Genomic DNA, 23433 nt, shown 5'->3' with positions numbered 1-23433 from the left:
TTTGCAAAAATTTTTTATGAAACGTCTTATAGGCTTAGGTTTACTACTTGGAATTTCTTTTTTTAAAGCACAGGAACACATTTCCAGCTTCAACGCAGTGACTCTGACTTATAAGTTTCATCCGAAATTTTTCCTTTATGCAGAAGGTCAGCTGCGTGGCAATGAAGATTATACTTACCCCGATTATTATGAAATAAAAGGAGGATTAGGTTACAATCTTACCAAAAACCACAAACCTTTTGTAGGGCTTGGAAGATATGTGAATTATAAAGATCACAGCTTAAGCAGAGAAGAGTTCAGGGTGTGGCTTCAGGACGTTATAGATATCAAGAAAGGTATCGTAAAGTTTGAAAACCGTTTCCGTGCTGAAAAGAGCTGGTTCTATGAGCCGAAAACAGACCAGACTTCCCAGAGAATGCGTTACAGATATCGTCTGAACGTAAGTGTCCCTTTAAACGCCAAAACCATCAAGAAAGGAACTGTTTTCGCCAATGCTTATGACGAAGTATTCTTTGTCTCTCCGATGAAGCCTACTTTCGCCAGAAACAGAGTCTATGGCGGTTTCGGCTATCAGATTGATGATTATTTTGGGATCGTGAGCGGATATCTGTGGCAGCGTGAATTTGAAGCAAAAGGAAACAAAAATTTACATTTCGTTTACCTTGCGTTAAACATCAACATCGACGGAACAGATCATCACACGAAAACTTATGATTTCCCGGGTGCGGATTAATTTTTCTTTAAATCTGCCTGAAAGTTTAACAGCTCCAGTTTAGAATTAAGATAATGATCATTCAGTAATGTCTGATATTTTTCAATTACTAACGATATGGCACTTACTTCATGTTCAAGGTATTTGTCTTTATTGAAGTAGATGTATTCAGATTTTACAAATTCCTGTAAAATGTTTTTATCATCAGGCTTTAAAGCTTCTTTGTAAGCCGAGTTTTCGATCAGTTGTTGCGTCTTCAGTTTAAAAGGTTCTTCTGCTTTCAATAGTTTAGCCCTGTGTTTACGGATTTCTTCAAAAGGTAAAGTAGCAGCCATAAACTGGAGGTATGGTGTAAAATCATTAAGACTTTTCTGAAAATCATCAAATTCTTTATCGATTACTGCAAAATTTTTGTACTTGTTAAGAAGGTCTTTTTTAATATCTTCATTGGAAATATGATAATAGTATTGAAAAATAGCCTTGTCATTTTCCAAAAGTTCGTCTTTTACTCTCCTCAGTTCATTTTCCAGTTTAGGGATAAGGGCAGCAGCATCTTTTGCTTTGTATAAAGTGCCCTCAAATCTGAATGTTTTTATTTCTTTCGGATGGGAAGCCAGGTATTGCAGGATCTGTATATCACCCTCTATTCCTGATTTTTCATAGACTAAAGATACCTTTTTGTCACTGAAAAGATCTCCATCATCATGAGTCGCGGCATCAGGAATACATGATTCAATGTTTTCTATAACAGGATTGTGCCTTTCGTAATATCCGTTAAAATTGGAACTGAAAGACTGATAGATATTACGATCCTGATAAAGCTTGATGAAAGTTTCATCCTCTATCACTTCACCCACGTTTTTCACTGTATGTAAAGTGAGGTATTTTGACGTCATAATTTCACAAATCTTATCAAACCCGCTGATAATTTCTTTTGCAAATCTGTGGTCTGCGGCTGTACTTCTGGTTTCGTTTGTTTTAATCCTTTCAATTCTTTTTAAAATATCAGGATGTGAAGTCCACTGGTCTTCAATTTCTATTCTGGATTTGTTATAGCGGGTAAGATCTTCAGCATCAATTTTTGGAAATCCGTTGATATAAGGATGGTTATTCCTTTCGGATAAAATTTTCATTAAAGAGATCTGATTCTTGTACAGGTCTTTTGGAAGATATTTCTGATTACTTTCAATGTAAAAATTAAAGGAAGTATTAAAAGCAACATCACTCAGTTCCAGTCTTAATAAAGATGAAGTCTGCTCATCAGGATTGGTTATATAGGTTGAAATAGCATCTGCGTGGTATTCCATTTCTCTTTGCAGGGAAGCATGATTTTTGAAAAGAAAGCTGGACATGCTTTTAAGAACAGATTGAAATGCATTAATGAAACTAACGGAAATCAGACCGAAAATTTTAAAAATAGCATTCCCTCCCGAAAACTCCATGATAAAGTTTTCATAGTCTTTATTATTGTAAACGGTTTCAAAAATAATCTTTTCTGCCTGGCTTACATAACCGCCTATTTTCATGCTTTTTTGAGAGAAATGTCCAAATTCGTGAGCCAGAATTGTCCGCAATTCTCCTACACTTGTAGTGTTGATCAACCCAACGCCAATCGTCAGATTTTTCTTCACCGGCAAAAACATGCTCCAGAAAACAGAGTTATAGCTTACACTGGCATTTACATCCGGAGAAAGAAAAACTTTCTGAGGGGTTTTCACTCCTGTTTCAGCCACAATTTCATCGATAATAGCAAAAAGCTGAGGCTGGTGAGATCTGTTAATTTCCAGCAAGTGACGTGTGCTGTAATGGTTTTTTCTGAAAATAAATTTGACAAGGAAAATAAACACAAAAATCCCTACACTTAATAATCCTGCCGCACCAAAAACGGTAAAGTAATTGAGAGAAATACTTAACAGTTTTATTGCTCCATATCCTAACAGGAAAATCATCAGGAGTGAGGCGAGTATAAGTATCAGATAGATCAGAAAAAAAACTGAAACGGATACAATAGCAGAAACCAGCTTAGATTGATAAGCTGAAGAAATTTTTGGCAGGTTATTAGTCATGTGTTTTTTTATTAATATTTTTCAATCAGATAACGATAGGCTTTCAGATATTTGTTGAATCTTTTGATGTCTTTAGGAGTAAGCTCTCTGTTTACTCTTCTAAGATCCATATTGTCACGAAGGTCATTCAGTTTTACAGCAACGGAAAGGAGAGATCGTTCTGTTCTTTTGATGAATTCATCATAATCTTCTTCAGGATCAAGCTTTGTAAGACAGCTGATGGCAAAAATAATATATTCAGGAAACCCTTCCGACCTTAAATAATCCAGGCTGAATTCCAGCGGGTGATCCTCCACAACATCGTGCAGAACGCCTACAATCTTTTCATCCAGTGTTTTACCATAATTCATTACACGCATTACGTGGGCAATGTATGGAGCATGGTATTTATCGGTTTGTCCTTTATGAGCCTTATCGGCAATTTTAATTGCTTTATTCAGTAATTCTTCTTTTGTCATTTTTTACGAAAAATAGATTACAAAAATAAAAAATGCCTTAAAAACTAAGGCCTTTTTATGAAGAATATTTCAGATGATTTTACAAGTTTGTTTCGTCCTCTACAGGAGCATGCGGAGCATTGTTTTTTACAGATTCTATCCCGTTTTCCATGCCATTATCAGATTCATACATCTGGCTGGTTCCAATGATCTGTCCGTTTCCTGCTTTTAAATTAAAGTAACACCTGCCGTCATTCACTGTATTTCTTTCAAATTTTGCATCTTCTTGTGCATTGATTTTTACGGATCCGATTCCGTTTTCACAGGATGGCTTGGTACTGTATCCCTGGCTGGTTAAAATGATCTGTCCGTTTCCTGCTTTAAGATTAAACTGGAAGTCTCCGTTTGTTCTTTGAGAGATAATAAATTTTCCCATGGTAATAATTTTTATTTTGTATTGTGTTTATTTGGATGGTATTATCTTTTTTCTGCTTGGTTGAAGCTTATCAGAAGTAATCGAATTTAGAATTTTATATTGTGACTCATCCTTTGATGGTTCTTTTAAAGCAAGATATAGGGCAGTATCTTTAGGCTTAACTGTCAGTATTTTGTAAAGTTCTTTCTGAGCATGCTCAGGTTTCAGAGCAAAATATCCCGGGAATTTTCCTTTAGAAATGATTTTTGTTGTATCAACCTTGGGAACAGGGATTACATTTTCTTTTTTTTGTGCCGTAAACATGGCCGAAATGAAGACGAGGGGAAATAATAATTTCTTCATGTGTTATTTAATTTAGAATAAAAATAATGATTTTTTTTGAATATACTTATTGGCTGCCAATAAATCCAATGATAACCATAAGAAATGTGGGATAAAAATAAAAGCGCCCCAAAATTGGGACGCTGAATCAAATTTATGTTATTAAAGACTAATAAGCTCCTTTCTCAATATAGTGAGCTGCTACTTTTTCAGTAAGCGCTACTACATTCGGATGGTTGGTATATTTAGTAAATCTTCTTAATCCTGAAAGCATCATTCTCTGCTCATCTCCTTCAGCGAAAGAAACAATTCCTTCTTTAGCTGCCGTGATGATTTTCTCTACAGCTTTGTAAAGGTTCAGCTGAGCCATAGCTGCTTCTACAGATTCAGGAGAGAAATGTTTCTCTGCTCTTAATACTGCAGATTCTGCCATGTAGATCTGGTTAAGGATTTCAGAAGCATTTAATAATAAGTGCTGTTGTTTTTCAATATCCATCATGTATTTCTGAAGAGCTGCTCCGGAAACCATTAAGAATACTTTCTTAAGGTTAGCGATAATTGCTTTTTCTTCACTCATGAATTCTGAATAATCAGGAACTTCAAATGAAGGGATACCCATCAATTCTTTGCTGATGGCCATTGCAGGAGATAAAAGATCAAGTTCACCTTTCATGGCTCTCTTGATAAGCATTCCTACAGCTAATAATCTGTTGATTTCGTTGGTACCTTCATAGATTCTCGAGATTCTTGAATCTCTCCAGGCAGCTTCCATTGGAGTGTCTTCAGAGAATCCCATCCCTCCGTACACCTGAATTCCTTCATCTGCTGTATGCTGGGCAAGGTCAGAAACAAATACTTTAAGGATTGAACATTCTACCGCGAATTCCTCAACACCTTTTAATTCTGCTTCCTGATGGCTTAATCCTGCTGCAACAAGCTCATCAATTTTATCCTGAACGTTTTTAGCAGCTCTGTAAGAACCTGCTTCACTTACGAAAACTCCGGTTGCCATTTCTGCCAGTTTTTTTCTGATGGCTCCGAAAGTAGCAATGGAAACACCAAACTGCTTTCTTTCGTTAGAGTACTGGATAGAGTGGTTTAAGATTCTTCTCTGTGCATCAAGACAAGCTGCTGCCAGTTTGATACGGCCTACGTTCAAGGCATTTAAAGCGATTTTGAAACCGTTGTTTCTTTCTCCTAAAAGATTTTCCACAGGGATTTTCATATCATTGAAGAAAACCTGACGGGTAGAAGATGCGCGGATACCTAATTTGTGCTCTTCCTCTCCGAAAGTTAAGCTTTCAGGATTTTCAAGTTCAGATCTGTTGATTACAAATCCTGTGATATTTTTATCATCATCAATTTTAGCGAATAATGTGAATGTATCTGCAAATCCAGCATTAGAGATCCACATTTTCTGGCCGTTGATAATATAATGTTTTCCGTCTTCGGAAAGTTTTGCTTTTGTTTTCCCTGAATTCGCATCAGAACCAGCATCCGGCTCTGTCAGACAGTAAGCCCCGAATTTTGTTCCTGTCGCTAAATCCGGAAGGTATTTTTTCTTTTGCTCTTCAGTTCCGTAAAGAACAATTGGTAACGTTCCGATTCCTGTGTGTGCTCCATAAGCTGTAGCCAATGAACCTGTAGTTCCTGATAGATAATCACAGGCAAGCATTGTAGTTACAAAGCCCATTCCAAGACCTCCGTATTCTTCAGGAACAGCGATTCCCAACATTCCCATTTCGCCCAGTTTACGCATTGTTTCTTCTGTAAATGCATAATCTTTCTTCTCAAAACGCTCTCTTTGAGGAACAACTTCTCTATCGATAAATTCCTTCGCAGAATCACGAAGCATCTTTTGTTCTTCATTCAGTTCTTCAATACTGAAAATTTCGTTTGCAGGAATTTGTTTGATCAGGAATTCCCCGCCTTTAAGTATATTGCTCATTTGTTATTATTTTAAATTTTAGATTATAAATTTTAAATTAGATTTTGTTGTTATAAATTTTCAGATGATGTTTTAATGATTTTAGTCAATATATTAATGATCATTTCAATATCTATTAAATATGAATTGATCTCAATTTGAACAAGATTTGAAGAATGATAAAGTTTTAACCAATATCTTGTTTCTCTTGCCTCTTTATTTGCAATTGAAAGCTTTGAAATAAAATCCTTTTTAGATTGAGCGGCTATAGCTTCTTCTACATTTGCTCCAATTGAGGTTCCTGAACGAAGAATCTGTTTTGATAAAATAAACTCATTTTGAGATTTACATTCAGTATAAAATTGAATTATTCTTAAAGCGAAATCAAAAGTTTTTATTTGGATCAAATTGTCTTCTTTGAAACTCATTACATCTAAAATTTATAATTTAAAATCTATAATTAATTAAAGTAGTTCAAAAATAGAAGCCGCTCCCTGTCCTGTTCCAACGCACATAGAAACCATTCCGTACTTGTTACCGCGTCTTCTCATTTCGTCAAGAAGCTGCACTGTTAGCTTTGTTCCTGTACATCCAAGCGGGTGTCCAAGAGCGATAGCACCTCCGTTTACGTTTAGAATGTCTGGATTTAAACCTAATTCTTTTTTGATAGCAACCGATTGAGAGGCGAAAGCTTCGTTAAGCTCGATCAGCTCGATATCTTTTAATTCCAAACCTGCCTGTTTCAAAGCTTTTGGAATAGCATAAACAGGTCCCATTCCCATGATTCTTGGTTCTAATCCTGCTGCAGCATAAGCCACTAATCTTGCTTCAGGCTCCAATCCTAATTCTTTTACCATTTCCTCACTCATTACCATTACAAAAGCGGCTCCGTCACTCATCTGCGAAGAGTTTCCGGCAGTTACGCTTCCTCCGTTGGCAAATACGGGTCTTAATTTTGCTAAACCAGCTAAAGAGGTATCAGCTCTCGGACCTTCATCCACAGAAAAATCGAACTTTTTAGTCTGCAGTTTCTGGTTTTCGTCCAGGAAATTATATTCTACAGGAACCGGCACGATCTGGTTGGCAAATTTTCCTTCCTGATTCGCTTTTAAAGCCTTCATATGAGATTCAAAAGCAAACTGATCCTGTTCTTCTCTTGTAATATTATATTGTTTTGCCACTTCTTCGGCAGTGTAACCCATTCCCCAGTAGTAATCCGGGTTTGTTTTTGCAATATCCGTTTCCGGAACCGGCTTATACCCTCCCATCGGAATATATGACATTGATTCTGTACCACCCGCGATGATACAGTCTGCCATACCAGCCTGAATTTTCGCAGAAGCAATAGCAATTGCCTCACTTCCTGATGCACAGTATCTGTTGACCGTTACTCCCGGAACTTTATCAGTATTTAATCCCATCAAAGAGATCAGACGCGCAACGTTCAGCCCTTGTTCAGCTTCCGGCATTGCATTTCCTACGATAAGGTCGTCAATTCTGTTTTTATCTAATTGGGGTAGCTCAGCCATTAATTTCTCAATAACGGTAGCTGCCATTACATCAGGTCTTGTAAATCTTAAACTTCCTTTTGGAGCTTTTCCAACGGCAGTTCTGAAACCTTTTACTATGTATGCTGTTTTCATTTTTTTGTTTAATTAAATTGTTTTAAGACTTTTTTGCCTCGTAGAGGTAAACTGTTCATAGATATTGTTTTTGCTTTTTGCGGAGCTCCGTAGGAGCGACCTGTTAATCATTAATCCATTCGAATAAATATTTTGGATCATATTCTATCTCAAATTTTGACATAAAATCCAGATATTCTTCTCTAAAAGTTTTCTTTTTATGATGTTCTTCCTGATCTAAAATATATTTTACAACAGAATCAACACTGCTTTTAGAGTATGAAAAAGCTCCGTACCCTTCCTGCCAATTAAATTTTCCATTGATCCATCCTTTTTCATTGATGAATTTTGAAGAACCCGCTTTAATATCTCTTACTAAATCTGAAACCGCAAGTGTCGGATTCATACTTACAAGAATATGCACATGGTCAGGCATTGCAAAAACTGCGAATAATTTTTGATTTCTATTGGAAATAATACCTGTAATAAACTGATGTAATTCTTCTCTGTTTTCTTTTGAAATCAGATTTTGTCTTCCTTTTACAGCGAAAACAATGTGAATATAAATCTGAGTGTAGGTGTTTGCCATACATTAACAGGTCGCCTCTACGAGGCTTTCCAACTTTTAAAATTATTCATGCTATTAACAGTTCGCTCCTACGGAGCTTCCCGTTAGTTTCTCAAAGGTTTCCCATTTTGCAACATATACTGAATTCTCTCTAAAGTTTTTCTTTCCCCACAAAGCTGAAGGAAAGTTTCTCTTTCAAGGTTCAATAGATACTGTTCCGTTACAACTGTTGGTTCAGATAAGTTTCCACCTACCATCACGTTGGCTAGTTTATCAGCAATTTTCTTATCGTGTGCAGAAATAAAGTTTCCGGTTAACATCTGGTCAGTTCCTACGTAGAACATCCCTAATGCGTCTTTACCAAGAACTTTTACTTTCTGTTCGATGGGCTGGGTATAGCCTTGTTCTGCTAATAGTTTCGCTACTTTTTTAGCTTCCGCAATCTGTCTGCTTTTGCTTACGGAAACGATGTCTTTTCCTTTTTCAAGGATTCCCATATCGTAAGCTTCGTAGGCAGAAGTAGCTACTTTACCCATGGCGATGTTCATGAAGGCATCACGAAGTCTGTTATTCTTCACGTCATCGTTGTGGAATTCTCTGGAAGTTCTTAAAGTCAATTCTTTAGTACCACCACCACCAGGAATTACTCCAACTCCGGTTTCAACAAGTCCGATATACGTTTCTGCAGCGGCAACCACACGGTCTGCATGCATCGTCATTTCACATCCTCCACCTAGCGTCATTCCGTGAGGAGCAACTACTACAGGAATAGAGGAGTAGCGTACTCTCATCATTGATTTCTGGAAATAAGCGATCGCCATATTGAGATCATCCCAATCCTGTTCGATTGCCATCATAAGGATCATAGCAAGGTTGGCACCTACAGAGAAATTAGCTCCCTGGTTACCAACTACTAATCCGTCATATTCTTTTTCAGCTAAATCAATTGCTCTGTTTAATCCATCAAGAACTTCACCTCCAAGAGAGTTCATTTTTGAACGGATCTCAAAGTTGATAATTCCGTCTCCCAAATCTTGGATAGCAGCCCCTGAATTGCTCCAAAGCGTTTTATTTTTTCTGATATTATCTAAGATAATGAATGCATCCTGACCCGGGATTTTGTTGTATTCACCTGAATTTTTATCAACATAAATACTTTGTCCTTCGTCATTCACTTTATAGAAGGTTTCTACATTTTTTACCCAGTCTGAAACCTCGTATCCTGCATCTTTTGCCAGTTCAATACCTTTCTGAACACCTACAGCATCCCAAATCTCAAATGGTCCGTTTTCCCATCCGAAACCAGCTCTCATCGCATCGTCAATTTTGTAAACTTCGTCAGAGATTTCAGGAACTTTGTGAGAAACATAAGCGAATAATGCCCCTAAAGATTTTCTGTACAATTCACCCGCTTTATCTTTACCGCCGATCAATACTTTGAATCTGTCGATTGGTTTATCAATAGATTTTGTTAATTCTAATGTCGGGAATGACGATTTTCCTTGAAGTTCATACTCTAAAGTGTCAAGATTTAATCCATGAATTTCAGATTTTCCTTCTGCATTTTTCACTTTTTTATAGAAACCTTGTTCTGTTTTTGAACCCAGCCATTTATTATCCATCATTTTCTGGATATAAGGAGGAAGGGCAAATACATTATTGAAGTCATTGGCTTCTGCACCGCTCTGGCGAACACCGTTGGCTACCATTACCAAAGTATCAAGACCTACAACATCAGCTGTTCTGAATGTAGCAGATTTTGGACGTCCGATTACAGGACCTGTTAATTTATCAACATCAGAAACGGTAAGTCCTAATTTCTGTACATTGTGAAGAAGATCCATCATGGAGAACACCCCAATTCTGTTGGCGATGAAAGCTGGAGTGTCTTTAGCTAAAACAGTCGTTTTGCCTAAGAATTTCGCTCCGTAATTCATATAGAAATCGATGATCTCAGGATCTGTATCGTTAGTTGGGATAATCTCTAAAAGAGGAAGGTATCTTACCGGGTTGAAGAAGTGCGTTCCGGCAAAGTATTTTTTGAAATCCTCGCTTCTTCCTTCTGTAAGGAAATGAATAGGAATACCGGATGTATTGGAAGAAATTAATGTTCCCGGTTTTCTGAACTGTTCAATTTTTTCGTACACAGACTTCTTGATGTCAAGTTTTTCAACGACTACTTCAATGATCCAGTCGGTATTTTTTATTTTCGGCAAATCATCATCAAAATTTCCGATTGTAATTCTGTCTGCAAACTTAGGTGAATAAAGAAGTGCAGGACTTGCTTTTTTAAGTTTTTCAAAGTTTTCGGAAGCAATTCTGTTTCTTACTACCTTGTCATCTTTGGTCAAACCTTTTTTCTGTTCAGCTTCAGTAAGTTCAAAAGGAACAATATCCAAAAGTGATACTTCAACGCCAATATTGGCGAAGTGAGCAGCGATTCCGCTTCCCATAATTCCTGAACCAAGAACCGTTACATGTTTGATTCTTCTTTTCATATGTAAATTTTTATTTGTATAAGATGATATGAACCCGAAGGCTTCATCAAAATTTATTTTCTGTTATTTAATAATTCGTTGGCTATTTTCATAATTTCACCCATCACATCCTTGAAAGCCTCCAGTTTTTCCGGAGAAATTTTTTCCATAACCTTCTTGTTGAAATTCACCACGACCTCTTTAGACATATTTCTGGAGTTTAATCCTTTGTCTGTAAGTTTGATGATCACCTCTCTTTTATCAGTGGTGGTCTTTTCTTTATAGATGTATCCGTTATCTTCAAGAAGTTTGATGATTCTCGTTAATGAAGTGGGTTCAATAGCCATCTTCGGTCCAAGATTGGTACTTCGCGTACCTTCTTTGGGATCTATTTTAAGAAGGGTGAGTGCCTGTACCGCTGTGGAATCATGTTCCTGAGCTAATTCTGTGTACATTTTAGAAACAGCCAACCAGGTCTGCTTTAAAATTAAATCTACGTTTTCTATTTTTTCCTTATTATGATCCATTATTTTTGCGCCAATGGTTTTACCCAAATTTAATAAATATTATGCATGCATAATATTTATTAACGTTAAATTTTGTTAATAGGCTGTAAATAAGCGGATTAAATTGTATGATTAGCATAATACTATGCATGCATAGTATGTGGATAAATCAAAGAAAATCAAGTATTAATGAATGTTTTTGACTAAATTAATGATTTCTTCAAAAGATTCACATTGGTAAGTCATAGAATCCTTAGCAATTACCCAAAATGCGTGCTGAAATTCGAAATTGAGGTCAGACAGATCTTTTGGGAAGTTTTTTTGAAGCAGAGAATAGAGCATTTCCTTGTGAAACTGCGGTGCTGAGATTAAGGGTGGAATAAAAGTCTCATTGATTTGAAATAGCGAAGCATTAGTAAGTTCATCGTGCTGAAGCAAAATGTCCTCCACAATTCCTGAATACAGATGGTTTTCTTTTACATACCATATTTTGTCTGCAAATTCTTTGGCGAGTCTCCAGTCGTGGGAAGAAAACAGAATAAGTTTGTTCTGTTCCTTAGCAAGCTTTCTTAAAGTTTTAAGAATAATAATTTTATTTTTTTCATCCAGATGGGTAGTAGGTTCGTCCAGAATAATAATAGGGGAATTCTGGGTGATAGCCCGTCCGATAAATGCTTTTTGAAGGTTTCCGTCAGAGAGGTTTTTCAAAAGAGTATATCTGTACTGCTCCAGATCCAGTTCTTTAATAATATGCGCAACTTCTTCGCGGTCTTCTTTTTTTAATTCAAAATAGAAAGGGTAGTAGATGTATTTTCCCAGAGAAATAAGGTCTTCAACCGTATAATGCTGCGGAATAACCGACTTGGAAAAAACAATAGCAATATTCTCCGCAATTTCTTTTACCGAGAGATTTTTTATATTTTTCCCGTTAATAGAAATTTCCCCTTCCAGAAGGGGAATCTGATGTAGAATAGATTTGATTAATGTTGTTTTTCCTACACCGTTGTTACCAATCAACAGGCACACATCACCAAGCCTTAAACCTGCATGGGCATTGGAAATTAATGTTGTATTGTGGCCGATATCAGCCTGTTTGATCTGTAGGTGCATGTTTAAAAGAAGAATAGTATTAGAAATAAAAGGATAGGTAGAAAACTTAATAATAGATATAAGAATTTACTTTTTTTAACTTTCCATAAGGTGTAACCACCTAAAATAAGGGAGCCCCAGAATGCTGTAGGTAACGCAAGCATAATCCACCAATTATGACCCCAAGAATAAATCCAATGTAACTTCTGATTCATCCGAAACATCTTTGAATACTCCAAAAATACGAAACTTACTACAAACAAAAGGATGTGTGCAGAAATTAGTTGTTTTTGTGTTATTTGAACTTTCATTGTTTCGTTTATAGTTCGATAAATTGTATTGAGTAGGTCATGCTGAAAGCATCTCTGTAAAGTTGTTTTAGATTCCTTCGGAATGACACATTACGAATATTTCTCTTTTTTATTTGATGAAGAAAGTTAAGAATTTATTCCCAAAATCTGCTTCATCTGCATAATCTGCAAGAGTTTTAAATTAATGATTTATATTTTCATTGATGTTTTTACACTTTATTCTGCTTTAAAAGCATCATCAGAATGACAGGAATACCGAATACAGAACTTATTACATTCAAAGGGATTTGTGTTTTCTCTGCAATAACTGAGAAGAATAGCATAATGAGCATTCCCAGAAACATATTAAGAATCCACTGCTGCCATAATTTGGATGGATTATAAACCAGTCTGCAAAAATGAGGCACAATAATTCCGATAAAGAGAATAGGTCCTAAAAATGCAGTAACAGAAGCCGAAAGGAGAGAAGATGCTACTATTATTAAGAGTTTCAGCTGTTTCAGATTTACTCCTAAACTTTGTGCGTATGAATTGCCCAGAGAATTTCCAATAAGCGGTTTTATCGCTCTGAAGCAGATATACATCCCAATAAAAACCAGGATAGAGAGTACGTAGATCTGATTTCTGGTTACCATATTATTAGCTCCGAAAGACCATAAAATATAGTTTTTCAGACTTTGATTTTCTGCATAAAACTGAAGCAGTGATACAATGGCACCTGCAAAAGCAGATATCAAAAACCCGAAAATAATAAGATAAGATTTGTCCTGAAATCTATTGGACATGGAGAGCAGTATCAGCATTAACAGTAAACTTCCTCCAATGGCTGCTAAGCTGAGGAAACTGTTCTGTAAAAATTCAGGAAGGAAAATATCATGAGAAAAGAAGATGTAAAAGGCAACTGACAAACTGGCGACCGATGTTATTCCCAGTATATCAGGGCCTGCCAGTGGGTTTTGAAAATATTCCTGCATCAGGAAACCTGAGGTGGGAATTGAAATTCCAGCCAGCATCATCACCAGAACACGGTTGATACGGATCTCGGCGATTTGACTATGAGCAGAGTCCTGAAAGAAATCCTGGAGGCTTAAACTTAAAAATCCTGTGTTCAGATTAATGACAGCACTTAGAATAATGGCGGTCACAAATAATAAACACAGGATTTTAAACTTTTTTGACATGATTCAGAAAGAGTTCGGCCTATTTTATTTTAAGAAAGAATCAATTTTTGAATTCAAAACATCTTCCGTCATCATTCCCAGGTATTCATCGGTTTTATCACCTTTTCTCATGAAAGTAAAAGGAATAGAACCTCCGTCCCATTGCTTGAAATTGTTGTGGAAGAAGTTTGGATCCAATTTTTGTCCATCCAGTAAGATAATGTTGCCGCCCAATTTATTTTCTGTGGCAAAATTCTTAACAGCACCAGCCCAATCAGCTTTATCATCAAGGTTTATAAAGGTAAATTTTACAGGTTTTCCTTTCAATTCATCCATTTTACTTTTAAAACTTGGAATCTCTCTCATGCATGGGCCGCACCATGTTGCGAAAAAATTGGTGACATATAACGTATCATTATTTTTTGCTAAATGCTGACTTACATTTTCAGGAGAAAGTTCTTTGGGAAGAACGGTACTTTCTTCATTTTCTGTAGTTTGGGATATGGAAACAGAGTCTGCGGCAGCTGCGTTTTCAGTTTTCTGACCTTCTTTTTTACAGCTGTACAGTGCAGTAAGAAGTAACGTGGATAAAATTATCTTCTTCATAAATTATTTTTTATCTATTTTTGAATTGAAGTTATGGAACAACAAATCTATAAAGGGAAACTGATACAGTTTCATCCGTTAAAAATAGCGAAAAAGGAAGAGCTGACCAAAAATACTTTTTCTCTGGAGTTTGATATTCCTGAGAATTTAAAAGAAAATTTCAGGTTTGAAGCAGGGCAGTTTGTTAGTATACGCTTTCAATCACATGGGAAAGAGGTTATTAATGATTATTCAATGACTTCGGCTCCCTATGAAGGTAAAATATCTTTGGGAATAAAGATCAATTCCAATGAAGGGGCTACTTTTCAGTTATTTCAAAATTATAATGCAGGTGATGAACTGTGGGTGAGTGAACCTGCTGGAAGATTTACCATTGTATCCAAGCCCAGCGAATTCAGGACTATTGTTGCCTTTGCTGCCGGTATTGGAATTACCCCCATTTTGAGTCATTTTAAAAATATTCTTCACAACGAACCCAGAACACGTCTGTTTTTATTTTTTGGAAATAAAAGTTCAGAAGATTTAGTCTATCGCGAGCAGCTGGATAATCTTGCCAGAACATGTGGAGACAGGCTTCAGATATTTTACTTTTTCTCACAGGAAAAAACAGCAGACCAGTTTTTCTATGGCAGGCTGGATGAAAAGAAACTGAATCTTATCATCAATCAGATCCTTCATTTAGACGATACAGATGAAGAATCTACCATTTGGGATGCGGTAGATGAAGTATTGATATGCGGGAAGGGAGAGATGATCAAGACACTAGCCAATGCATGTTATCACCACGGAATTCCGAAAAAGAATATTCATTTTGAACTTTTTGAAGAATTTAATGATGATATTTATCCTGTAGAAAAAGAATTTCCTTTGATTGAAAATATTGAGGTGGAATTTACCATGCTGGGGAAAAAATATACAACTCAGCTCCCTGATAATAAGGCTAAAATCCTTCAGCAGCTTCTGATGCAGAGATTCCCTGTTCCTTATTCCTGCAAGTCCGGAATCTGTGGAAGTTGTGAATGTTCTTTAGAAGATGGAGAAGTGGAATTGCTAGAAAATGAGTATCTTACGGAAAAAGAGGAAGAGCAGGGACATATTTTAGCTTGTATGTCTATTGTGAAAAGTAAAAAAATAAAGCTTAACTTTGATCTTAGTTGAGAATTATTAGGAACATATTTAACCTTGGGTTTATATCACTGGAATTGGGAATTCTGATGATATGCTTCTGTAATGTGTGGGTTTTCGGACTTACCAATGGGAGAACGTATACCAAAATTTCAAAAATTCCGCCAAGGGAAATTGCATTAGTTCTGGGAACATCTCCGAAAATGAGATCCGGAAAATCCAATCCTTATTTCACCAAAAGGATGGATGCTGCAGCACTTCTTTACCATCATGGAAAAATCAGGAAAATTATAGTGAGCGGGGAGAAGAGTAAGGGGTACAATGAACCGGGTGCAATGAAAAACTATCTGATCAATCAGGAAGGAGTGCCTGAAGATATTATTGTGGAAGATCCGAAAGGCTTTAACACCTATAAAAGCATTCTCCGCTGTAAGGATGTTTATAAAAAGAAAAATGTCATTATCGTATCTCAGGGATATCACAACCTGAGGGCATTGTTTTTTGCAAGAAATAATGATATGAATGCTTTGGGGTTTGATGCGCAGGATGTCACAAGACCTGAAAGTTTCTACAGAAACCAGACGAGGGAAATCCTCGCCCGTGTGATTGCTGTAGTATATTTTATTCTAGGCGTTTCTCCGGATTAGAAAGGATATCCGAACGCGATATTAACTGTTGGCTTGAAAGGCTGGATGAATTTGAATCTCCATCGGTCGCCTTCAGGTTTATTCGGGTCATAGATCTTATACGCAAGATCAATTCTCGCTGTTACGTAGGCAATATTTAATCTTAATCCGAATCCACTTCCGATACCTACTTGTTTCCAGAACTTACCGAATTTAAATTCATCTCCATATCCGTCGTTATAGTTACGAAGACTCCACGTATTTCCGATATCCGTAAATAAAGCTCCTTCATAGGTTTTATTGAAAGGAATTCTATATTCAATATTGGTAGTAAGCTTTAAATTATCAGTCATATAAGTACGAACTCTCTCATCCACCTGAGAATCAGCAGGACCTAATCCTCCAAAGGCTACCCATGCTCTGATATCGTTAGAACCTCCATTGAAGTAAGATTTGATAATAGGCATATCTTCAGAATTTCCATACGGAATTCCAACTCCAATAAACTGGCGCAGTACCAATGTCTGGTTACCATTAAATTTGAAATATTTTCTTGTATCAATATCAAATTTTACAAACTGTGCGTATGGCAGCCCAAAAATAGTTCCTTGTGGACCGGTAACAATACCTCCGCCATTATCTTTTTTATTAAATAAGCTTAAGATATTACCCGCAAGTTCTACTTTTCCATTAAAATAAAAGGCATTTGGATATTCTTTTTTTCCAATTTCACTATAGACAAAATTGTAGATCATGGAAGAAATAAGGACATCCTGAGTTTGTCTGTCTTTGTTAACCAGTGTTCCGGTAAATGCCGTTAAAAGATCTCTTCCCTGCTGATTGAGACTTCCGCGGTAAGCATCATTCTCAATAATCTTTTTGGAAACCTCATCCACACTGAGTTTTCCATCTCTGTAATCTTGTCCGGTTTGCGCAGTTTCTGGGTTAAACATAAAATAATTCCCGAATACCTCATCTTTGACTCTTCCATCATTCACAAAGTAGTCATAGTAGGCATCTTTATTTTTCGTCAAACTGACCTGAGTATTGAATAATGTAAGCTTATGATAAACCTGATCATTCACACTTGCCTGATAGTTTAATCCCGTATTAAAAATTAACCTACCCAAACCGATGTTGTTCTGTATCGATGCCCCCAGCAAAATAGATGATGTAGGGGTATATCGTTTAGGAATGAATTTATAATAATTAAAAGGCAATAAAAGCCTTGGGAAATTCAGGGATGCCTGAGCTGATATTTCGTAGGCTGCAACTCTTTTACTGATATCTTTTGTACTTCTGATAGAACCAAATGTCCCTGAAAGACTGGTAGAAAGGTTTTCTGCTCCTCTAAAAACATTTCGGGTGGTAAGGTCAACAGAGGGAGATATCCCCAGATTTAAAACCTGAGAATAATTGATATCTGTTCCCACTTTAAGTTCATACTTCGGAAGTGGTTTCAATACATATAACACATCAACAATACTATCATTAGGGGAAGTCATTCCGCCCTGTCTCAAAGAGTCTCTTGCTTTAACGATGCTAAAGTTATTCATCGATAAAATGTTTCTCTTGGTTACATCCAGCTTTGTTTGGTCAAAAACCTTTTTACTGTCCGGAATAATAGCTCTCCATACAGATGAAAGTTTGTATTTATTATTCATCGTATGAAATCTTATTCTCCTTAAGCTGTCTTTCCTGGTATTTTTAGGATAGTCACCGGGTTCATCTACAATGGCAACGTCAATATTTCCAAAAGTGGCTATTTTATAGGGACTATCCAAAGAATCTTTATGAATTTCCAGGGTTAAAGGAATCTGTTTCCTGTTTTTAAGAGAATCCGCAACGAAATAAACTTCATCATTGGAAGCATTGAACCTGTAGAAACCAAACTCCCTCATCAGATCCGTAATTCTGGTAACCTCTCTTTCAAGAACGGTCTGGTCAAGAATCTGTCCTGATCTCACAAGACTTCTGTTCAGATTATAGTTGTAATAACCTTTGATGCCTTGGTCCGGAATATTATAATAATAATCTTTAATGCGGGTAGGATCGTTATGCTTGATAGAATAATTAACAGATGCTTTTTTTGAAGCTGAATCCAATGTGTGTTTAAAATTTACATCAGCATCCCAATATCCTCTGTAGGTAAGTCTTTTTTTGATAGACTCAGCACTCTTTTCACTTCTTGTCTGATCAAGAATTTCCGGAGGTGTTCCCCAATTGTGCAGTAAACGGTCAAAAAGCAGACTTTTTCCGACACTGCTTTTCATATTATATTTAAGGAATAAAGAGTCTCTCAGTTTCTGATTTCTCATTTCACCGGGATAGGTCATGTATTCATTAAGTATGGTATCGTATTTCGGATCTGCAATATTGTAGAGCAGTAAACTCAATGGCATGAAAAGAAACTGCTTTTTATTAGGTTTCTGCTGGATATAATCTTTCAGTTCTTCGTCGAAAAATTCTCTCTTATCTTCGAACTCTAAACTGTTTTTGGTGAGCAGATATTCGCCATCAGGAACTTTTTTTGTTGTACTACAAGCATAAAGGAGACCAACAAATGTTGCAAATGAGATAATTTTATAATATTTTTGAGGAGAATTCTTATAATGCTTACAGCTCATACAATAAAAGTTTTACAATCTTTAGATAAAAAGAAGTTCAGACAAAAATACAATTTGTTTTTGGTTGAAGGTAATAAAATCATTTGTGAACTTTCTAATTCTAACTTTAAAGTTAAAGAAATATTGTCAACCGATCCACAAAAATTGGACCGTACTGATATCCCTGTTACCCATATCTCTGAAAATGAATTAAAAAAAATAAGTTTTCTTAAAACTCCAAAAGATTCTGTTGCGGTATGTTATCTTGCCGGGGAAGAAAAATGGGAGGATAAGAATATACAATTGGTGTTGGATGGAATACAGGATCCGGGAAACCTAGGTACTATTATACGACTGGCAGACTGGTTTGGTATTGAACAGATCATCTGTAGTGAAGATACTGTAGATGTTTACAATCCGAAAGTGATTCAGGCAACGATGGGATCTTTTACCAGAGTCAATGTCGTTTATACTGATCTGGTGGAATATCTTTCTACAACAGAGAATGTAAATATCGGAACCGATATGGAAGGAGAAAATATCTATACTTTTCAGAAACCTGAAAAGCTAAATCTGATTTTAGGAAATGAAGGAAACGGAATGAGACCGGAAACAGAAAAGCTTTTACAAAAAAGTATCAGTATTCCGCGGTTTGGAAAATCCCAGTCTACAGAAAGCCTGAATGTATCAATGGCGGCCGGGATTATTTTAGGGCAGTTATTCTCAAAATAGAAAATCAGAAACCAGAGGTTAGAAATTATTGTAAAATATTACTGAATATGATCCAGCGTCTGGTTTCTAATATCTGATTTTATATCAATTGTTCCAAACTTGAAACACTTTTATTTTTCTGATATACCTCCATCTTTTTTCTGACATATTTCAGAGCAATAGGAGCAAGATAAATCAATGCGGCACCAATCAGTTTTTTCTTCCAGTTGGAACTTTTCATATTCTTTTTGGCGTAGTTTCCTACGATGGCCGTAACACCCAGTTTAACAAGGCCGTCTGTAATATTTCCTCCCCTGAATGCGGAACTCGCAATTCCTACGGCGGTATTTTTGCTGATCAGAAGATCTTTCACCTCGGAAGTAAGCTGTTTGGCAATGACATCTTTTCTTATAACTACTTTTTCATCACCGTCTTCATCAATCTTTTCCTGAAGATACTGATCACTTAAACCATTGGTAAAAGCACTTAGGCTTTCTTTTGTATTTTTGAAGGTCAGAAGGTTTTCCAGATCACTTATTTCACTCTGAAGCAGTTTTTTCTTTCTTCTTAATTCTTCTATGCTCTCGTATTTTATGCCCATAGTTTAATGATTTAAAAATTTAATAACCTGATCAGCAACGGTATTCACAATCTTATTTTTGAAGGCAATTACAAACGCCATCACCAGCGCATAAAATGCAGCAACAATTAAGAATCCATATGAGTAATTATCCAGTGCTTTTCCGATAAGAAAAGCAATTCCAAAATTGAAAAGGATAATAAAAAAAGCAAAAGCAACAAGCAGTACTACAAAGTAAGTAATGAGCCCGGCAGAAAGTGAAGACTTTTCAGTCGCTTCAATTTTCAGAAGATCTATTCTCTTGGAGGCGTATTCTTTAATAGTTTCTATCATTGTTTTTTTTTAAAGTTACAAAAAAAGGAACTTTCACACAAAAGTTCCTTTCTGTAATTTACTTAAAAAAGATAAATTACTTATTTTTTCAGATCATTCAGTTCTGCTTCTACATCTTTTGCCAAATCTGCAGTTTTAGAAACAATCTGATCTTTGTATTTATCATATCCGTCTTTCACAGTATGTGCTACGCTGCTTGCCGTTTCTTTGAAAGTAGAAGAAATATTGCCATATTGATCTTTTACTTTTTCAGAAACCTCTCCGTATTTATTTTTAGCCTGATCTTTAAGATCGTTTGCTTTAGTTTTGATTTTTTTTCTGGTTTCTTTACCTTCTTCCGGTGCGTATAACATTCCTAAGATTACACCTGCTGCAGCACCTGCAAGAAGTCCTGCCAATATACCTGCTGTATTATTTCCTTTTCTAGACATTTTAAGTTTTTTAATAATTAATAATAGATTAGTTTTTTACAGTAATAAAACTTACAATTTGTATACCAAAGGAGGCCTGAAGCCTATTAAAAATTGTTAAATCTTTTTGATGTGAGATAAAATAAGCTGTATGGTTTTCTCTTTTGTTAGTTCGGAATTATCAATAACGATTGCATCCTCAGCCTGCTTCAATGGGGCTATTTCACGTTCGCTGTCGATCTTGTCACGTTCTATAAGGTTTTGCTTTACCTGTTCTTTATCTGCTTCTATTCCCAGGTCTTTCAGTTCCAGAAATCTTCTGTTGGTTCTTTCGTCAATGCTGGCAGTAAGAAAGAATTTATAGTCTGCATTTGGCAGAACTACTGTCCCAATGTCACGTCCGTCCATAATAACGCCTCCTTTTTCTGCCAAACTGCGTTGCGACTTCAGCAGGAAGTCTCTTACTTGTTTCTGCTTGGCAACAAGGCTTACATTGTCCGATACTATATTGGTACGGATTTCTTTAGAGATATCGGTGTCATTAAGGAATAAAATAAGTGTTCCTTCGTTGTTTTTAAATTCAAGTCTGATCTGATTAAAAGAAGAGAATAGTGTATTCAGATCAATCTCACCGTTTTCATTCAGACAATGCTGCAAAGCATACCAGGTAACTCCTCTGTAAAGCGCTCCTGTATCCATATGAATAAGTCCCAGCTGATCAGCAATAATTTTTGAGATAGAACTTTTTCCGGTAGACGAGTACCCATCGATAGCAATTACAGGTTTTTTCATACTGCAAATTTCAAGATTTTTTTTAGAAAATCAAGAAGAAGTAAGAAATTTTCAGAATAATTAAGAAATTTCCGGTCAGGAAAATTATTCTCCTCTGTGGCTGGAAAGATCCATGGAAATTCCTATCTGATTGACGTTCGAAGAGTTGTGGTATCTCACGTGGGCATAATCAATACGAAATCTGGAAACTTTAACTCCAAATCCTGCAGAAAGTCCTGAGAAGTTTCTTTGATCCGCAACTGCCAGCTCATTTCCTCTTTTTACATTATAGCCCAGCCTGATATTGAAATTCTTTTCCGGAAACAATTCTGCTCCCAACGAAAAGTGATCGGCAATTTTTCTTCCGGCACCCACTTTCTGCCCATCCAGATTCTCTTCTGAGGAAATATCAAACTTCTGAAGGTCATGTGCGGTAATGGTAATGGCAAGAGGGAAGTTCTTGATGGTCTTGGTATAGCCCAGATCTATTCTGAAGGGAAGATTTTCTCTTGTTCCGTTAAAAGATTTCAGCTGAAACCCAAAGTTTCTCATGACCAATGAAACTACTTCTTTGCTCTTTTTATTATGATAGGTAATTCCCGCTGTTCCTGAGATCGCGGAAGAAGTATAGTTGTCAATTTTTGAGGTAATAAAATTAAGTCCTCCACCAATCGTCCAGTCTTCTTCAAACTGGTAGGCATAGCCTGCACCAATAGCGACATCTGAAGCTTTGAATTCTCCGTTTTCAAAACCGCTTTCATCCGTCCTTGCAATACTTCCATAGCTCATATACCTTGCATTGATGGTAGCCATGTGGCCATTTTCAAAGTCTTTGGCATAAGCAATAGTTCCGTATTTCGAGTCGGCAAGATAAGCCGTTGCGTTTACAGAAAGCTGTTTGTCAGAATCTTTATTTAACAGGGCAGGGTTTGCAATAGCAAAGGAAACATCATAATCTCTTACCGAAATTGCATCTCCACCCAAAGCAGCCTGTCTTGCAGATACAGGTACATTTAAGAACGGATAAACATTTGTTCCTGTTTGCGCATAAGAAACAATTCCTGATAGAAATAATGAAAAAATGATAATTTTCTTCAACTCAATTTATAATTAATGCAAAAATAATCCTTTTTCGTACTTTTCAAAATATTTCTGACATTATTTCTATTTAAATATTTTTCTTTCATCAATATCTTTAATGATTATATTTGCAAAATCAAAATCAGGGGAAACCCATACTAATAAAAAGTTATTAAAAATAAAAGATGAAATATAAAAGAATCCTTCTGAAACTAAGCGGTGAGGCCTTAATGGGAAACAGACAATACGGTATTGACAACGAAAGACTGCAGGAATATGCAGCTGAGATCAAAAAAGTAGTTGAAAAAGGCTGTGAAGTTGCGATTGTAATTGGAGGAGGAAACATTTTCCGTGGTGTAGCAGGAGCTGCCAAAGGAATGGACAGAGTGCAGGGAGATTATATGGGAATGCTGGCCACTGTAATCAATGGAATGGCTTTACAGGGAGCATTGGAAGATGCAGGAATCAAAACAAGACTTCAGTCTGCTATCGAAATGGATAAAGTAGCTGAACCTTTCATCAAAAGAAGAGCAGTAAGACACCTTGAAAAAGGAAGAGTAGTGATCTTCGGAGCCGGAACAGGAAACCCTTATTTTACTACTGATACAGCGGCTACCTTAAGAGCAATCGAAATCGGAGCTGATGTGATCTTAAAAGGAACAAGAGTAGACGGAATCTACGACAGTGATCCTGAAAAGAATGCAGACGCTGTAAAATACAATTCATTATCTTTTGATGAAGTATTTGAGAAAAATCTTAAAGTAATGGATATGACTGCCTTTACTTTGAGCCACGAAAACAAATTGCCAATCATTGTATTCGATATGAATAAAGATGGAAATTTAGTAAAAATCGTAGACGGAGAAAATGTAGGTACTTTGGTTGATTTATAATTAATTTAACCACTAAAAAATATAAAAACACCTGTTGCAGTAATACTGTGACAGGTGTTT

24 protein-coding genes are annotated in these 23433 nt (G+C 36.3%); 5 read left to right on the top strand and 19 right to left on the bottom strand.

Annotated elements, in window-relative coordinates; all coding sequences use genetic code 11:
• Nucleotides 1-16 precede the first annotated feature (16 nt).
• The gene (locus ACODR7_RS09220; RefSeq protein WP_488838755.1) at nucleotides 17-733 is read left to right on the top strand and encodes a DUF2490 domain-containing protein; all 717 of its coding nucleotides are present in this window, start codon (nucleotides 17-19) and stop codon (nucleotides 731-733) included.
• Here the strand turns inward: ACODR7_RS09220 and ACODR7_RS09215 are convergent.
• The 13 genes from ACODR7_RS09215 to ACODR7_RS09155 form a co-directional block, all read right to left on the bottom strand.
• Nucleotides 730-2778 carry a M48 family metallopeptidase gene (locus ACODR7_RS09215; RefSeq protein ID WP_488838754.1) on the bottom strand — a complete coding sequence of 683 codons (2049 nt, stop codon included), beginning with the start codon at nucleotides 2776-2778 and terminating at the stop codon, nucleotides 730-732. The two genes, ACODR7_RS09220 and ACODR7_RS09215, sit on opposite strands and share 4 nt — an antisense overlap.
• Before the next feature lie 11 nt (nucleotides 2779-2789).
• Nucleotides 2790-3236: a phosphohydrolase gene (locus tag ACODR7_RS09210; RefSeq protein WP_034694511.1), complete on the bottom strand. Its 447-nt coding sequence runs from the start codon at nucleotides 3234-3236 to the stop codon at nucleotides 2790-2792.
• Between the two features lie 79 nt (nucleotides 3237-3315).
• Nucleotides 3316-3651: a YegP family protein gene (locus ACODR7_RS09205; protein WP_136521527.1), complete on the bottom strand. Its 336-nt coding sequence runs from the start codon at nucleotides 3649-3651 to the stop codon at nucleotides 3316-3318.
• Between the two features lie 27 nt (nucleotides 3652-3678).
• Nucleotides 3679-3993 carry a hypothetical protein gene (locus tag ACODR7_RS09200; RefSeq protein WP_488838753.1) on the bottom strand — a complete coding sequence of 105 codons (315 nt, stop codon included), beginning with the start codon at nucleotides 3991-3993 and terminating at the stop codon, nucleotides 3679-3681.
• A gap of 148 nt (nucleotides 3994-4141) precedes the next feature.
• Nucleotides 4142-5920, bottom strand: a complete 1779-nt coding sequence (locus ACODR7_RS09195) for an acyl-CoA dehydrogenase FadE (protein WP_076597370.1) — start codon at nucleotides 5918-5920, stop codon at nucleotides 4142-4144.
• Between the two features lie 50 nt (nucleotides 5921-5970).
• Complete coding sequence (locus tag ACODR7_RS09190) at nucleotides 5971-6327, bottom strand: four helix bundle protein (RefSeq protein WP_488838752.1); 357 nt, start codon at nucleotides 6325-6327, stop codon at nucleotides 5971-5973.
• Nucleotides 6328-6363: 36 nt separating this feature from the next.
• Nucleotides 6364-7542, bottom strand: coding sequence for a thiolase family protein (locus tag ACODR7_RS09185; protein ID WP_488838751.1), 1179 nt, complete (start codon nucleotides 7540-7542; stop codon nucleotides 6364-6366).
• A gap of 103 nt (nucleotides 7543-7645) precedes the next feature.
• On the bottom strand, nucleotides 7646-8110 hold the full coding sequence (gene tnpA, locus ACODR7_RS09180; protein WP_488838750.1) for an IS200/IS605 family transposase: 465 nt from the start codon (nucleotides 8108-8110) through the stop codon (nucleotides 7646-7648).
• An 83-nt stretch (nucleotides 8111-8193) separates the two neighbouring features.
• The gene (locus ACODR7_RS09175; RefSeq protein ID WP_488838749.1) at nucleotides 8194-10587 is read right to left on the bottom strand and encodes a 3-hydroxyacyl-CoA dehydrogenase/enoyl-CoA hydratase family protein; all 2394 of its coding nucleotides are present in this window, start codon (nucleotides 10585-10587) and stop codon (nucleotides 8194-8196) included.
• A gap of 53 nt (nucleotides 10588-10640) precedes the next feature.
• The gene (locus tag ACODR7_RS09170; RefSeq protein WP_062671553.1) at nucleotides 10641-11093 is read right to left on the bottom strand and encodes a MarR family winged helix-turn-helix transcriptional regulator; all 453 of its coding nucleotides are present in this window, start codon (nucleotides 11091-11093) and stop codon (nucleotides 10641-10643) included.
• A 165-nt stretch (nucleotides 11094-11258) separates the two neighbouring features.
• Nucleotides 11259-12182 carry an ABC transporter ATP-binding protein gene (locus ACODR7_RS09165; RefSeq protein ID WP_488838748.1) on the bottom strand — a complete coding sequence of 308 codons (924 nt, stop codon included), beginning with the start codon at nucleotides 12180-12182 and terminating at the stop codon, nucleotides 11259-11261.
• A gap of 499 nt (nucleotides 12183-12681) precedes the next feature.
• Entirely contained in the window at nucleotides 12682-13653 is a 972-nt protein-coding gene (locus tag ACODR7_RS09160; RefSeq protein WP_488838747.1) for an iron chelate uptake ABC transporter family permease subunit, read from the bottom strand.
• A gap of 24 nt (nucleotides 13654-13677) precedes the next feature.
• Nucleotides 13678-14238 (bottom strand): TlpA family protein disulfide reductase, encoded by a 561-nt coding sequence (locus tag ACODR7_RS09155; protein ID WP_488838746.1) that lies wholly within the window; start codon nucleotides 14236-14238, stop codon nucleotides 13678-13680.
• A 33-nt stretch (nucleotides 14239-14271) separates the two neighbouring features.
• Between ACODR7_RS09155 and ACODR7_RS09150 the strand changes: the two genes are divergently transcribed.
• Together ACODR7_RS09150 and ACODR7_RS09145 are read left to right on the top strand one after the other, a co-directional pair.
• Nucleotides 14272-15396 (top strand): 2Fe-2S iron-sulfur cluster-binding protein, encoded by a 1125-nt coding sequence (locus tag ACODR7_RS09150; RefSeq protein WP_488838745.1) that lies wholly within the window; start codon nucleotides 14272-14274, stop codon nucleotides 15394-15396.
• A 56-nt stretch (nucleotides 15397-15452) separates the two neighbouring features.
• Nucleotides 15453-16010, top strand: coding sequence for a SanA/YdcF family protein (locus ACODR7_RS09145; protein WP_410493465.1), 558 nt, complete (start codon nucleotides 15453-15455; stop codon nucleotides 16008-16010).
• Here the strand turns inward: ACODR7_RS09145 and tamL are convergent.
• A complete protein-coding gene (gene tamL / locus ACODR7_RS09140) occupies nucleotides 16007-18616 on the bottom strand; it encodes a translocation and assembly module lipoprotein TamL (protein ID WP_488838744.1) in 2610 nt (869 codons plus the stop codon). The two genes, ACODR7_RS09145 and tamL, sit on opposite strands and share 4 nt — an antisense overlap.
• On the opposite strand from tamL, the gene ACODR7_RS09135 reads away from it, so the two are divergent.
• Nucleotides 18602-19327, top strand: a complete 726-nt coding sequence (locus ACODR7_RS09135; protein WP_488838743.1) for a TrmH family RNA methyltransferase — start codon at nucleotides 18602-18604, stop codon at nucleotides 19325-19327. The two genes, tamL and ACODR7_RS09135, sit on opposite strands and share 15 nt — an antisense overlap.
• A gap of 79 nt (nucleotides 19328-19406) precedes the next feature.
• On the opposite strand, the gene ACODR7_RS09130 is transcribed toward ACODR7_RS09135, so the two are convergent.
• The 5 genes from ACODR7_RS09130 to porQ form a co-directional block, all read right to left on the bottom strand.
• Complete coding sequence (locus tag ACODR7_RS09130) at nucleotides 19407-19907, bottom strand: phosphoribosyl-ATP pyrophosphatase (RefSeq protein WP_488838742.1); 501 nt, start codon at nucleotides 19905-19907, stop codon at nucleotides 19407-19409.
• Between the two features lie 3 nt (nucleotides 19908-19910).
• Entirely contained in the window at nucleotides 19911-20219 is a 309-nt protein-coding gene (locus tag ACODR7_RS09125; RefSeq protein WP_047496002.1) for a phage holin family protein, read from the bottom strand.
• 80 nt (nucleotides 20220-20299) lie between these two features.
• Nucleotides 20300-20650: a YtxH domain-containing protein gene (locus tag ACODR7_RS09120; protein ID WP_034694334.1), complete on the bottom strand. Its 351-nt coding sequence runs from the start codon at nucleotides 20648-20650 to the stop codon at nucleotides 20300-20302.
• Nucleotides 20651-20746: 96 nt separating this feature from the next.
• On the bottom strand, nucleotides 20747-21421 hold the full coding sequence (gene cmk / locus ACODR7_RS09115; protein WP_488838741.1) for a (d)CMP kinase: 675 nt from the start codon (nucleotides 21419-21421) through the stop codon (nucleotides 20747-20749).
• A gap of 84 nt (nucleotides 21422-21505) precedes the next feature.
• Nucleotides 21506-22498: a type IX secretion system protein PorQ gene (porQ, locus tag ACODR7_RS09110; RefSeq protein WP_488838740.1), complete on the bottom strand. Its 993-nt coding sequence runs from the start codon at nucleotides 22496-22498 to the stop codon at nucleotides 21506-21508.
• A 167-nt stretch (nucleotides 22499-22665) separates the two neighbouring features.
• Here porQ and pyrH point away from each other — a divergent pair, with 167 nt between their 5' ends.
• The gene (pyrH, locus tag ACODR7_RS09105) at nucleotides 22666-23373 is read left to right on the top strand and encodes a UMP kinase (protein WP_045496358.1); all 708 of its coding nucleotides are present in this window, start codon (nucleotides 22666-22668) and stop codon (nucleotides 23371-23373) included.
• The last annotated feature ends 60 nt before the right edge of the window (nucleotides 23374-23433 follow it).

It is taken from the genome of Chryseobacterium sp. FG46 (assembly GCF_057809135.1).
This window is presented reverse-complemented; position numbering and strand designations above follow the sequence as displayed.